This window comes from Gluconobacter sp. Dm-44, from assembly GCF_018256175.1.
Taxonomy (GTDB): Bacteria; Pseudomonadota; Alphaproteobacteria; order Acetobacterales; family Acetobacteraceae; genus Gluconobacter; species Gluconobacter cadivus.
On the sequence record NZ_JAERLZ010000001.1, the window covers coordinates 285,225 to 299,082 of the forward strand.

The window sequence follows — 13,858 nt, forward strand, 5'->3', positions numbered from 1 at the left end:
AAGCCGCGTCAGCGTAATCACGTAAAAAATCACGGCCAGCAGCACCACGCCGCTGACAATCCCCGTAATCCGGCTCAGTCGCCGCTTGCGGGCAAGATCAACATCCGTCGTCATGGTCATCCGATCAGAACCCGGTCAACAAGAAGTCCGCAGAACAGCAGGAACAGATAAGCCAGCGAGTAACGGAACGCGAAGCGCGCGGGCTTGTCCTTTGTCAGGCTCACACCCGCTGCATCCTGCTTGTCCATCAGCACCCGGAACGCGCAGAGAATGAATCCCAGATCCAACAAGCTGGTCACGATCGTATAGGTCAGCCCGACTTCATGAACGAACGTCGGCACTAACGATACCGCCGTAAGAATGAACGTATAGATCAGGATCTGCCACCGCGTATGGCGCGCGCCCTTCACGACCGGCAGCATCGGAATGCCAGCCTTGTCGTAATCCTTGCAGGCATAAAGCGACAGCGACCAGAAATGCGGCGGCGTCCACAGGAACACGATCGCAAACATTGCGACCGGCAGAACCGCCATGGAATTCATGCTTGCAGCCCAGCCGATCATCGGCGGGAACGCGCCCGCAGCCCCACCGATTACGATGTTCTGCGGCGTGCTCCGCTTGAGCCACATCGTATAAATGACGCTGTAGAAAAAGATCGAAAACGCCAGAATACCGGCTGCCAGCGCATTCGTCGCGAGCCAGAGCACAACGACAGACAGAACCGACAGCACGATCCCGTAAACCAGCGCCGCCTGTTCCGGCATCCGCCCGTCCGGGATAGGCCGCACGACCGTCCGCTTCATGATCGCGTCGATGTCGCGGTCGTACCACATGTTGATGGCGCCTGCGGCCCCTGCCCCGATGCAAATGCACAGGATGGTAATCAGTCCGATGGGAATGGACGGCCAACACGGCGCCACGGCCATACCCGCGGCCCCGGTAAACACCACCAGAGAAATCACACGCGGTTTAAGAAGTGCCAGCCACTCGCGTAGGGACGGATCATTATCCTTCCCCGGAACGGAAAAAACCCCCGAAGGGGCCAGAGGTGTTGTCGTATCGCTCATGCCGAGACCCGGGCACGCCCGGTCTCCCTCAACAGGAACAGCCCCACCAGCCCAAAGGCCAGCAGACTGACACCCATCAGAATCTCACCATAGATCATCACGCCCGGCACGATTGAACAGAACGCACCCACCAGCATGAGACCCGCATGGACCCGGCTCAGCAAAGCAGGAATACGACCGGGGAGAAGCCCCTCAACCCAGGCATAGAACCCGCCACACAGCGCCATGATCCCACCAAACGCCACGGCCGTATGATCGCCTGAATGGCCCGGCAGACCATCTGACAGCCATCCCGCCGCAAACAGCAGGATGCTGCCGACCGCCCACAGCGCCGCTCCGTCCAAATCACGCTTCTGCTGCCACACATCCCGGCATAGCGCCCCGATCAGCACCACTGACGGCACGATCTGCGTCACCAGAACAAGACTGGCCCCTACCCCGGATGCCAAAGACCCATACAGCCCGTCCATCCAGAACAGCGGTCCGCCAATCCCCATCACGCCGAACACATAAGGTGCAACCGTCCATGATGCCCCGCCACGGGCAGAACGTGACAGAAGGGCCGACGTGACCAGCCCGAGTGCTGGGGTCAGCATCAGTGCCATTTCAGGCAGATGGAGCGTTTCGATGAGAGCGTCGGTGGTCAGTCCGTTCATCATACCGCGCGTCACGACAGCCGCCAGAACCGGCGCCACCAGAACGACACTGCATGCCGTTGCGAGAAGCGACCATGCCAACGGGGCCATGTCCCTGAAGCGGCAGGTCCGTCCTTCGAGGCAGGTTGTAATCACATCAATCGCTACGGCCAGAATACCAGCAGACCAGAGCAGCATCGCGACGAACGGCAGGAGGGGCAGAAGGACAACGCCTGCCGAAAGAAAACCGAACCCCGCCAGCGTCAGTCCGCGAAGTACCGTCCGGTCAGTTCCGAGCGCTGCCGGGAGAAGCCACTGCCCAAACCCACCCAGCGCGGCAGGACACATGACGAAGAACGTCATGAGAATACCGTGGCAGAAGGCCTGCCCGCTTGTGGGATGTGTCTGGAGAATTGGCAGGGCCAGCGACCCACCCAGCAGACCCGCAAACAGGGCCAGCAGAATGAAGGATGTTCCGACTCGGCGGCTTGAGCGGTCCGAGCCAGTATCCGGAGCAGTATCGACGGCCTGATAAGTCATGATCGCGTAGTCGGTCCCTGAACTTAGGAATACCGCAGCGAGCGTCGGAATACTCGGCGCCGACACACATGCGGAACCAAACGCCGATCAGGCGACCAGGGCTGCTGCGTCGCTTTTACTCTCGCATTGCGGCAATGTCACGAGTGTAAACAGCCCCGCAGGCGGAACCGGCGTCAGCGTGGCACGACGCAGATCTTCCGGCGGCAGGAGCGACTCAATGGCAAAATCCGGATGCCAGCCCAACGAGCGCGACGCCCGGGCCATGCCACGCTCCACCGACAGACGCACGCCACCGGTTGCCAGAAAATGGTTCACGAAAAGAATGTGCCCACCTGGCTTCACGACGCGCTTGAGTTCGGCCAGCAGCCGGTCAGGGTGCGGGACAACGGAGGCCACAAACATCGCCACCGCAATATCGAAGCTGTTATCTTCGAACGTTGTGGCTTCCGCATCCATTTCCAGCAGATCGTCCACATTCGTCAGATGCTCCTGAAGCACCCGCATCCGTGCACGCTCAAGCATGTCTTCGGAAAGATCGATTCCCGTGATGCGTTTGCTCTGGGAGTAGGACGGCAGGGCCAGCCCCGTTCCGACACCGACTTCCAGAACCCTCTCGCCTGGCAGAGCATTGACCGCAGCCACTGCTCTCTTGCGCCCGTAACCCGAAATACCGCCAAAAACAGTATCATAAACACGGGCCCAACGACGATAAGCCGTCTTGACGGCTTCCGCGTCCAGTGCCGAACGCGGGGAAAGGGTTGAGGACATCGTAATATGCGACCTTCTTTGTCCGCTCGGCCTTCGCAGACCAGAGCTATCCGGAACATGTTCAATTCGCACCTTCTTGCCCTCCCCGATAGGCATCTGGCAAGACACGCAGTGTGCATGACCCTTCAAACCCATGCCATGAACAAGACCAGGGAGGACAAACGTGCTGATCTATTTCCTTGTGGCGTTCACTTGCGTGGCCTGGGGCAGCATCTTTTTCATGTATTTCCGCAAACATCTTGAGGAGTGGTTCGGCAACCGTTTCGGCCGGGACCAGCCCCCCAAGGTGAAAGAACTTCCGCCGGAGGAACCGCGGACGTCCTTCGCTCACAGGTTTCCTTCAGAGGACGGACAGCCCTGACCGGCAGCCCGTCCCCGACAGACTTCACGCCAGAACGCGTCTCTCGATCGCATCCCAGATCAGCCCCGCACTGTTGATGCCATCAAAGCGGTCCAGTTCCTGCAAACCGGTTGGGGACGTGACGTTGATTTCCGTCAACCAGTTCCCGATCACGTCGATTCCTGTAAAAATCAGCCCATGGTCGCGCAGATATGGCCCGATCGACTCACAGATTTCCAGATCACGCGCCGTCAGTTCCACACTCATGGCGCGACCGCCGACATGCATGTTCGAGCGCGCCTCTCCCGTTGCCGGAACCCGGTTGATCGCGCCGATCGGCTCGCCATCCACCAGAATGATGCGCTTGTCTCCCTGACGCACGGCCGGCTCGTAACGCTGGATCATGAGCGGTTCACGCGAACGTGCGAAATGCATCTCCAGTAGCGCGCCCAGATTTTCATCGTCCGGCTTGATCCGGAAAATCCCGGCCCCACCGTTACCGAACAACGGCTTGACGATCAGGTCGTGATATTTTTCGCGGAACGCCAGAATCTCGCGCGTATCCCATGTCACGAGGGTCGGGGGCATCAGATGCGGAAAATGAGTCACCAGCAGCTTTTCCGGCGCGTTCCGCACTGCCACCGGATCGTTCACCACAAGCGAGCGTCCCTCGCCCACACCATGCACATGCTCCAGCATATGCGTGGCCGTGATGTAGCCCATGTCGAACGGCGGGTCCTGACGCATCAGGATCACATCTGCCTGCCCCAGATCCAGAACCTGCTCTTCGCCGAACGTCGCATGATTGCCACGCTCGCGCCGTACTTCAACCGGCCGTGCCCGCGCCTGAACACGCCCGCCACGTCCCTGTCCTTCGACAAGGCTCAGCGTCGTCACCGGATAGACCCACAGTTCATAGCCGCGCGCCTGAGCCTCAAGCATCATCGCAAACGTGGAGTCGCCATCAATATTGACGGACTCCAGAGGGTCCATCTGAACAGCAACGCGAAGAGAACGGGACATCAGGAAACTCCGGTCCGGGGAAATGGGAGTGGAACAGTCTGTGTAAACGCAGGTCGTACTTTTTCAAAGCCACTCCCCTGCCGCGCGTTCATACGTCAGGCCGCTACCGCCACGGGATAGGCGATCTTCAGGATTTCGATCTCGACCGGCCCGCGCGGCGTCTGTAACATCGCCACGTCCCCGACCCGCGTCCGCATCAGTGCCCGCGCCACCGGCGAGACCAGACTGACCTCGCCCCGCGCCAGATCGGACTCGTCCACACCGAGGATCGTCACCGTGTGCTCGACGTCATCTTCGTCCACATAAGTCACGGTCGCGCCGAAAAACACACGATCCCGCGTCGTCTGGGCCGCAGGATCGACAATCACCGCGTTTTCCAGCCGCTTGCCCAGAAACCGCATCCGCCGGTCGATTTCCCGCAGCCTGCGCTTGCCATACTGATAATCGGCGTTCTCCGAACGATCGCCATTGCTGGCCGCCCAGGACACGATTTCCACAATGCGTGGCCGTTCCTTTTGCGCCAACTCCTTCAGTTCAGCCCGCATGACAGACGCCCCTTTTGGCGACAGATAATGCGATAGCGGCGTTTTCTCAGCCATCTCAGCGGCCTCCCCGACCGCGTTTTTTCTTGGCCGGATCATACCCGCCCCCGCCCGGTCCCAGAGGAACAGGCGTCTTCGGAGCCTTTCGGGCACCCGGACGTCCGGCAGTCGAGTTCGCAATCGGTGGCGGCTCCAGCCCCATATCAATCGCCTCAAGCCGCTTGACCTCGTCGCGCAGTCGGGCGGCCTGTTCGAAGTCCAGATTGGCCGCGGCCTCCCGCATCCGCTTTTCCAGATCCTGAATCGTGGCAGGCAGCGACTTGCCGACAAACTGTTCCGTATCGCCAGAGCCATCTGGCGCCACGGTCACATAATCCTGCTCGAACACCGACGACAGCGCATCGCCGATCTTTGACCGCACCGTCATCGGCGTAATTCCGTGTGCCTCGTTCCATTCCGTCTGCTTGGCTCGACGCCGCGCCGTCTCTTCGATCGCGTATTTCAGACTGTCCGTCATTTTGTCCGCATAAAGCAGGACACGCCCGTCGACGTTACGCGCCGCACGCCCGATCGTCTGGATCAGCGACGTCTTGGACCGAAGGAATCCTTCCTTATCGGCGTCGAGAATGGCCACGACCGAACATTCCGGAATATCCAGCCCCTCACGCAGCAGGTTGATCCCCACCAGCACATCGAAGGCCCCGAGACGCAGATCACGGATGATCTCGATCCGCTCCAGCGTATCCACATCCGAGTGCAGATACCGGACCTTGACGCCCGCCTCACCCAGATAATCCGTCAGATCCTCAGCCATCCGCTTGGTCAGCGTCGTCACCAGAACCCGCCCGCCCTTGCTGATCGCGTCCCGACATTCATGCAGCAGATCATCGACCTGCCCTTCGACAGGCCGCACATCCGTCACCGGATCGATCAGCCCCGTCGGACGAATGATCTGCTCGGCAAACACACCGCCCGTCTGTTCCATTTCCCACGGCCCCGGCGTCGCGGAGACGAAAATCGACTGCGGCCGGAACGCATTCCATTCCCCGAACGCCAGCGGACGGTTGTCGATACAGGACGGCAAACGGAAACCATAATCCGACAGCACGCTTTTCCGTGCCCTGTCTCCACGCTCCATGCCACCAATCTGTGGCACGGTGACATGACTTTCATCCACGATCAGCAGCGCATCTTCAGGCAGATACTCGAACAATGTCGGCGGCGGATCGCCCGGACCACGCCCGGACAGATAGCGCGAGTAGTTCTCGATCCCCTTGCACGCACCCGTCGTCTCAATCATTTCCAGATCGAACGTGGTCCGCTGCGACAGACGCTCCGCCTCCAGCAGCTTTCCGTCCTCGGTGAACTGCTCAAGGCGTCCGCGAAGTTCGTTCTTGATCCCGATCATCGCCTGATTGAGTGTTGGACGCGGCGTCACGTAATGCGAGTTCGCATAAACACTGATTTCCGCCAGATCCGCCGTCTTGTTCCCCGTCAGCGGATCGAACTCCACGATCTGATCGATTTCGTCGCCAAATAGCGACACGCGCCAGGCCCGGTCCTCGTTCTGCACCGGAAAGATGTCGATCTGCTCGCCCCGCACCCGGAACGTCCCGCGCTCGAATGCTGCATCGTTGCGCCGGTACTGCAATTCCACCAGCGCCTTGATCAGCCGTTCGCGATCGATGGAGCCACCGACCTCAAGTCGCACGACCATCTTCGAATATGTCTCGACCGACCCGATACCGTAGATACAGGACACAGACGCCACGATGATAACGTCATTGCGCTCCAGCAGCGCCTGCGTGGCCGCATGGCGCATCCGGTCGATCTGTTCGTTGATCTGACTGTCTTTCTCGATATACGTGTCCGACCGAGGCACGTAGGCCTCCGGCTGATAGTAATCGTAGTACGACACGAAATACTCGACCGCATTGTCCGGGAAGAACTGCTTCATCTCTCCGTAAAGCTGAGCCGCCAGTGTCTTGTTCGGCGCCAGAATGAGCGTCGGCTTCTGTGTCGCCTCAATGACTTTCGCCATGCTGAACGTCTTGCCCGAGCCCGTGACGCCCAGCAGGACCTGATCCCGCTCGCCGCCCTCAACGCCCTTCACAAGCTCCGAAATCGCCGTCGGCTGATCGCCCGCCGGCTCGTAATCCGACTTGACGACGAGCCGGCGCGTTTTGGGTTTGACGGGCTGTCTCTCAGGGAGAAACTGCGTCAGGGGCATGGAAGCAGCATTGCGAATGGAAGAGGTCGGTTTTTTGGCCATCATCGCAAGATGGGAAACCGCGCGACACAGGGCAAGAGGCATCTGCACAGAGGCCTCTCCGGACAACATTTCGCCCGCATATCTTTATGACATTTTATTGCTGAAAGGGATGGAGAGACTCGCCGTCCGGCCTTATCAACGCCCATGTCTCTTTGAAGGAAAAACCGTCATGGACGTCCAAACGATCGAACAGACCTATATCCAGCTCCAGCAGCAGGCCCAGCAGACCGCGCAGGCACTTCAGGCTCTCGGGTCCAAGATGCAGACTGCTGTCCAGAGCGGTGATATGCAGGCCCGGGAATGGTCTCTAGACCTGCGTGAACTCGCCCTCGCCTTTCAGGCGGAACAGCAGCAGGTCACGAATCTTCTGCAGCAGCTTCACGCAGCCCTGTCCAACGCGCAGCCCGATGACGGCACATCAACGACCTATCAAGCCCCGACGCAGCAGATCCCCGTCCAACCGGTTCAGGCCCTGCCCGACAACAATTTCATTTCCGATATCCTCAATTCCGGCTTTGCCCGCTCGGTCGAAGCTGGCGCAGGGTTCAGCATTGGCAACGACCTTATCAAGGAAATCTTCTGATTTTCCGTACATTCTGACACGCTCTATTGCGCAAAGTCATGATCAGGCCCGACTTGCCAACGGGCCAGCCTCTAGCAATCTCTAAAACGAAAATCTTTTTACCGACCACTCCAACATATAATGAATGAAAAATACCCAATAAGATAATAATATAAATTTTCAGTTGCATTATTTGATAATTATATTCCGAATTGTTTTTTATTTATAAAATTCTCTCAGGAATCTTCGCCGCAACAATTCGTTTCATATGTGATGTATTTGCCAGCCCGACTGGAATTATGACTTATTGTTTAATAAACATATTGCAGTGTTTCAATTCGATGACATAGCGTGAATTCCAGAATTTTTATGAACAAGAACTGGAACCCGCTCGTGCAGTCAGCCTTGGGACGATATCTTTTATCTGGTGTCGCATTGATCGGCCTTCTGGTCAGCCCGACGCGGGCCGCCAGCACTACGCACAAAACACATCCGCATCATGCAAACCACGCCAGGACCACGACGCCTGCACACCGCGCACTCCCGACGCATAAACATGCAACAGTGGCATCCGGCACTGAAGATATGACGGTTCATGCACAGCGCAGAGGCTCGCATAGTGCGGTGGAAGTCGTCACACGTGAGACAATGGATCATTTCGTCGCCGGCACAAGCCCAATGCAGATCCTTGCTCTGACAACACCCGGCGCAAACTTTGCCTCCGATGACGCTTTCGGACTCGATACAGTCGCCAATACCCTTTATGTCCGCGGCTTCAATCAGACCCAGCTCGGTGTCTCGCTCGACGGAATCCCGATGGGTGGGCAGGGCTTCCACAACTGGAACGGCCTTGGTGTCGACCAGATGGAAATTCAGGAAAACATCACCAGCCTGACCATGTCTCAGGGCGCAGGCGCACTGGACACGCCATCAGCCCAGACGCTTGGAGGCGCCATTACCTTTACTTCTGCAGACCCTTCCGACAAGGCAGGCGGCCAGATCAGTCAGCTTTTCGGCAGTTATAACGGCTTCAGAACTTTCGGCCGTGTGGATAGTGGCAAGCTGAATTCCAGCGGCACCAAATTTTACGCTGCCTATGCCCGAACCGATCAGGATCTCTGGAAAGGCTATGGCGATCAGCAGGAACAGCAGGCCAATTTCAAACTGGTCCAGCCCGTTGGCGATCGCGGCAAAATTACGGCAGTTTTCGACTATTCAAACTTTGAACAGTACAATTATCTCAGCCTGACCAAGAACATGTGGCAGAAGATGGGGCGCAATACGACCTATCTGAAACCCAATTATGCTCTTGCCAAAGAATACGCCTATTATGCCCAGAATGGCGGCGTCCCGGCTGGTCTTGAAGGCGTTCTGTCCAACGATGAAATTGGCGATTACGCTTACGACGGCACCCAGACCCAGCGGAACTATCTCTCTGCCATCACGGGTGAGTTCCAGCTGTTCCCCAACGTCACATCCAAGACAATCGCTTACGCCCACGTCTCGAACGGCGATTACAGCGCCACGAACCCGTTCCTGACCTCCCCGACCTCACAGGTTCCCATGGCGATGGAAACCGGCCATCCCGACGTCCGACGTCTCGGTTTTGTCCAGAATTTTGATATCCATGCCGGTCATAACAACGATATCAAAACCGGCATCTGGTACGAAAACGACCGCTTTAACTACCCGATGATGATGTATGAAGACGGCGTCGATACACCGCATTCCTCCATCTCCAACTTCAAGAACGGAACAACCTGGTGGGCAGACTCCTTTAACACCAATACATTTCAGTTCTATTTGCAGGATACATACCACATCATCCCAGGTATGACCGTTGAGGCAGGCTTCCGCTCCCTGCTGCAAACGACGCATGGCGGAACCAGCGTCGACAACACAAGCACGCTGTCCTCATGGGGCGTCTATTACAGCCATCCTGCTTCCGGTAATCTGACGGCAGCGAACGCGTTCCTTCCGCATTTCAACTTCGACTATCATTTCCTGAATCAGCACGAAGTCTATTTCGATATTGCTGAAAACATGCGCGCTTATGATTACTCCGCCCAGAGTTCCAGCGGATCGCCCTGGTCCGGTCTTGGAAGCGCAGCCAACCCGGCACAAACCGTCTTTGACGAGAACAAAAAATCCCTGCGTCCGGAGCGGACCTGGAACTATGTGGTCGGCTACCGTTTCAACTCCCACTTCTTCTCCGGAAGTGCCGATTTCTACCACACCGATTATTATAACCGCCTTGCCGCCATCACCAGCGGATCAACCGGCAACACCTACAGCGCATTCATGAATGTGGGTCGTGAAACCATGAATGGCGCAGACGTCGCAGGTACGTTCCGCCCGCTGCCCGGTCTGGCCATCACCAATAGCTTCAGCTGGAATGATGCCACCTACGAAGACACGCATCTGCCGTATAATGGCGGTTACGTCAGCATCAAGGGCAAGCAGCAGGTCTACTACCCGAAGTTCATGTATAAGGCTGACGTGAGCTACACATGGCATCGCGCAACCTTCAACTTCAACACGACGTACACCAGCGCACGTCAGATGACCTACACCAACGATGAGCAAATCCCCGCTTACTGGACGTCAAACCTCAACGTTGCCTACGATTTTGGTAAGGTGGGTTTTGCCCAGAACCTGAAGACGTCTTTTGGCATCACCAATCTCTACAATCAGAACTATATCGGCGGCGTCTACGGCGCAGCCTCGGTTGCTGGCGATGACAACGCAAACCTGTTTGTCGCAGCGCCGCGCGAATTCTTTGGAACGATTGCAGCCCAGTTCTGAACCGTTATAAGCACTCCAGAAACAGAAAAGGCGCTTCCTGCAAAGGAAGCGCCCTTTTTGTTGGCTGAACCCCTTAAAGTGAAGACAGTGCCGGGGGCACCCTCGCCTTCTCCAGAGCTTCTTTCTGACGCGCGGCCAGAACATTCACATCGAAACCCTCGATCAGTTCCTCGAACATATTGTGCCAGTTCAACCGCGCCTCCAGACGCAGGAACGCGCTGCCCAGCCCGATCGCGGACCGGTCCATCAGCACGAACTCACGCGGCAGCTTCACACCGCCCGTGCGCTTGAGACCGTCATAGACTTTCTCAAGAACCTGACGCGCTTCCGCCGGATCATTGCTCTCCTGCATGGAACACACGCGGTCCGTCATCAGCGGGCGGTAGAAGAACCGCGCCCATTCATTCAGAATACCCGCCGTTTCACGCGAAATCCCGACGAAGCCCCATTTGCTGTAGGCATGGAACGCCAGCTCTTCGTTGTTCTCACGCAGCGCCGTGAACAGGTCGATGATCCCTTCCACAAAGCGCGGCGAGAAAATCCGAACAGCCCCGAAATCCAGCAGGTTCAGACCATAATCATCCCGCACGGTGAAATTGCCCATATGCGGATCACCATGAATGACACCATAGCGATACACCGGCGTGTACCAGGCCTTGAACAGCGCCGTGGCCATCGCATTGCGATCCTCAAGCGGCAGGTTCTCGCCTAGAACGGTCCTCATGCTGCGGCCGCTCACCCAGTCCATCGTCAGCAGGCGCCCGGTGGACAGTTCCTCGACTGGCGCCGGAACCGTGACTTCGGGCGTTTCCGAGAGCATGTCCCGATACAGCCGCAGATGGCTGGCTTCCCGCCGGTAATCCAGTTCCTCGCGCAGTCGGTCCGCAAGTTCAGTGTAAACCTCGTCCTGACGGATCGTCGTCTCAAACTGCTTGTAAATACCGAGTGCGGCGCGGAACTGCCGCAAATCTGAATCCACAGCCGCCTGCATGTCCGGATACTGCAATTTGCACGCCACTTCGCGCCCATCAACCAGACGCGCCCGGTGCACCTGCCCGAGCGACGCCGCTGCCACGGCTTCGTGGCTGAAGGAGCGGAAATGCTTTTCCCAACCCGCCCCAAGCTCTGCCTGCATGCGACGGCGCACGAAGCTCCAGCCCATCGGCGGCGCGTTGGACTGCAAATGCGCCAGTTCTTCCGCATATTCGTCCGGAAGCGCGCCGGGAATGGTGGAAAGAAGCTGGGCCGCCTTCATCAGCGGCCCCTTGAGGTTTCCCAACGCCGACTTCAGGCCCTCTGCATGAACGCCCTTGTCCGTCTTGAAGCCCAGACGGTTACCCGCCATCCGCGCTGCAATACCGCCGACCGCGCCGGAAGTCCGCGCCATGCGACGCAGTTCCCCCATAAGGCCGGTGTTGTCGAGATCCCTCGCCATGATGCTCCTCAGTCCTCCTGCTCGAGCTGATCGATCAGCCCCGAGATCACATCCAGTCCTTTACGCCAGAAACCCGGATCTGTCGCATCAAGTCCGAACGGCGCGAGCAGGTCCTTGCGCCGCAGCGTCCCGCCAGCTTCGAGCATGGTGCGGTATTTCGCAGCAAAACCCTCAGATTTTTCCTGATAAACGCCATAGAGCGCATTCACCAGGCAGTCACCGAAAGCATACGCATAAACATAGAACGGGGAATGCACGAAATGCGGAATGTAAGACCAGTACAGGTCATAATCTGGTGTGAAGTGGAACACGGGCCCCAGACTCCGGACCTGAACCTCCCGCCAGATTTCTCCCAGACGCTCCGGCGAAAGCTCACCCTTCGCCCGCTCGTCATGGACCTTCACTTCAAACTGATAGAACGCGATCTGCCGGACAACCGTGTTCAGCATATCCTCGACCTTCGCTGCCAGCATATGACGACGACGCTTCGGATCGCTTTCGGCATCCAGCAGGGACTGGAACGTCAGCATTTCGCCAAACACCGATGCCGTCTCGGCCAGCGTCAGAGGCGTATCGGCATTCAGATAGCCCTGTTTTTTCCCGGCCAGCGTCTGATGAACGCCATGCCCCAGTTCATGCGCCAGCGTCATGACGTCCCGCGGCTGCCCGCGATAATTCATCAGAATATACGGATGCACGGACGGGACGCAGGAATGGGAGAACGCCCCCGAAGACTTCCCGGCTACAGGGGCGGCATCAATCCATGGATTGGTCAGGAAGTTCTGGACGATCTCACCCAGAGCCGGATCGAACCCGGCATAGGCCGTCCGCACGATCTCTTTGCCCTGCTCCCAGTCGATCTGACGCGCCTCCACACCTGGCAGCGGGGCATTGCGGTCCCAGTGCTCCAGCTTTTCCAGCCCGAGCCACTTCGCCTTGAGCGCATAATACCGATGCGCCAGACGCGGATAAGCCTCGTCCACCGCGCCCACCAGCGCATCGACAACCTCGTCCTCGACCATATTTGCCAGATTGCGCGAACTCGTCGGGCGCGGATAGCCGCGCAGCTTGTCCCCAATCGCCTTATCCTTGGCGAGCGTGTTGGTAATCATCGTCAGCAGACGCGAATTCTCGCCCAGAACCGCACTGATCTGCTGCGCCGCAGCCTCGCGCTTCGCACGATCCGCATTCGTCAGCAGATTGAACGCCTCGCCGAGCGGCTTTTCCTCACCGTCGATCGTGACGCTTAGCGTCGCCATCGTTTCGTCGAACAGCCGGTTCCAGGCATTCCGTCCCGTCACCGACTTGTCCATCAGCACCTGCTCGACCTCATCGGAGAGTTGGTAGGGCCGGTACATCCGCAGATCCCGCAGATAAGCATCCCATTTGCGCATCTCCGGCGCTTCGCAGATCCGCGCCAGATCCTCGTCCGCAATCCGGTTCAGTTCGAGCGTGAAGAACATCAGATCGGAGGCCACCTCCGTCATCCGCTCCTGCACACCCTGCGCAAACCGCCCCCAGACCGGATCAGTCGTATGCGCCGCAAAGCCAAGGCTGGAGAAAGACCCGATCTTCCCGAGACCTTCTTCAATCGCTTCATATTCGGCAAAGGCTGCTGCGAGTCCGGCACCATTCAGGCTATCCAGACGTCCTTTATACGTCTCGCAGAAACGGCGCGCCTCTGCCGCCCAGCGATCGAAATCCGTCGCTAAAACCGGATCTTCCGGCGCGGCATAGAGATCGGATAGGTCCCAGCGGGGCGGCATCTGCTCCCCGGAGGATGAATTGGGCGTGCCGTCAGCGGCAGAAAAGAGCATGGTCATACCTTGACCTTAGAGCCACAATCCGCGCCGTCAAACGGGATGTTGA

General features: G+C 58.2%; 10 protein-coding genes. 2 read left to right on the plus strand and 8 right to left on the minus strand.

The features are described 5' to 3' along the window. Positions 1-116 precede the first annotated feature (116 nt). From JK213_RS01295 to uvrB, 6 genes are all read right to left on the minus strand, one after another. Entirely contained in the window at positions 117-1,067 is a 951-nt protein-coding gene (locus tag JK213_RS01295; protein WP_194261535.1) for a heme o synthase, read from the minus strand. Next, positions 1,064-2,242: a cbb3-type cytochrome c oxidase subunit I gene (locus tag JK213_RS01300; RefSeq protein WP_194261536.1), complete on the minus strand. Its 1,179-nt coding sequence runs from the start codon at positions 2,240-2,242 to the stop codon at positions 1,064-1,066. The genes JK213_RS01295 and JK213_RS01300 overlap by 4 nt, the downstream gene beginning before the upstream one ends. Before the next feature lie 87 nt (positions 2,243-2,329). Beyond that, on the minus strand, positions 2,330-3,010 hold the full coding sequence (locus JK213_RS01305) for a class I SAM-dependent methyltransferase (RefSeq protein WP_194261537.1): 681 nt from the start codon (positions 3,008-3,010) through the stop codon (positions 2,330-2,332). 385 nt (positions 3,011-3,395) lie between these two features. Then, positions 3,396-4,373 (minus strand): glutathione synthase, encoded by a 978-nt coding sequence (gene gshB / locus JK213_RS01310; protein WP_194261538.1) that lies wholly within the window; start codon positions 4,371-4,373, stop codon positions 3,396-3,398. 95 nt (positions 4,374-4,468) lie between these two features. After that, a complete protein-coding gene (gene greB, locus JK213_RS01315; protein WP_194261539.1) occupies positions 4,469-4,972 on the minus strand; it encodes a transcription elongation factor GreB in 504 nt (167 codons plus the stop codon). A gap of 1 nt (position 4,973) precedes the next feature. Beyond that, complete coding sequence (gene uvrB, locus JK213_RS01320) at positions 4,974-7,187, minus strand: excinuclease ABC subunit UvrB (protein WP_283091817.1); 2,214 nt, start codon at positions 7,185-7,187, stop codon at positions 4,974-4,976. 169 nt (positions 7,188-7,356) lie between these two features. On the opposite strand from uvrB, the gene JK213_RS01325 reads away from it, so the two are divergent. Beyond that, on the plus strand, positions 7,357-7,770 hold the full coding sequence (locus JK213_RS01325; protein WP_194261540.1) for a hypothetical protein: 414 nt from the start codon (positions 7,357-7,359) through the stop codon (positions 7,768-7,770). 564 nt (positions 7,771-8,334) lie between these two features. After that, positions 8,335-10,554 carry a TonB-dependent receptor domain-containing protein gene (locus JK213_RS01330; protein WP_228125371.1) on the plus strand — a complete coding sequence of 740 codons (2,220 nt, stop codon included), beginning with the start codon at positions 8,335-8,337 and terminating at the stop codon, positions 10,552-10,554. Positions 10,555-10,627: 73 nt separating this feature from the next. Here JK213_RS01330 and JK213_RS01335 read toward each other — a convergent pair whose 3' ends face one another. Together JK213_RS01335 and JK213_RS01340 are read right to left on the minus strand one after the other, a co-directional pair. Next, entirely contained in the window at positions 10,628-11,989 is a 1,362-nt protein-coding gene (locus JK213_RS01335) for an AarF/ABC1/UbiB kinase family protein (RefSeq protein WP_211571258.1), read from the minus strand. Positions 11,990-11,997: 8 nt separating this feature from the next. Beyond that, positions 11,998-13,806 carry a M3 family oligoendopeptidase gene (locus JK213_RS01340; protein ID WP_194261666.1) on the minus strand — a complete coding sequence of 603 codons (1,809 nt, stop codon included), beginning with the start codon at positions 13,804-13,806 and terminating at the stop codon, positions 11,998-12,000. Between the last annotated feature and the right edge of the window lie 52 nt (positions 13,807-13,858).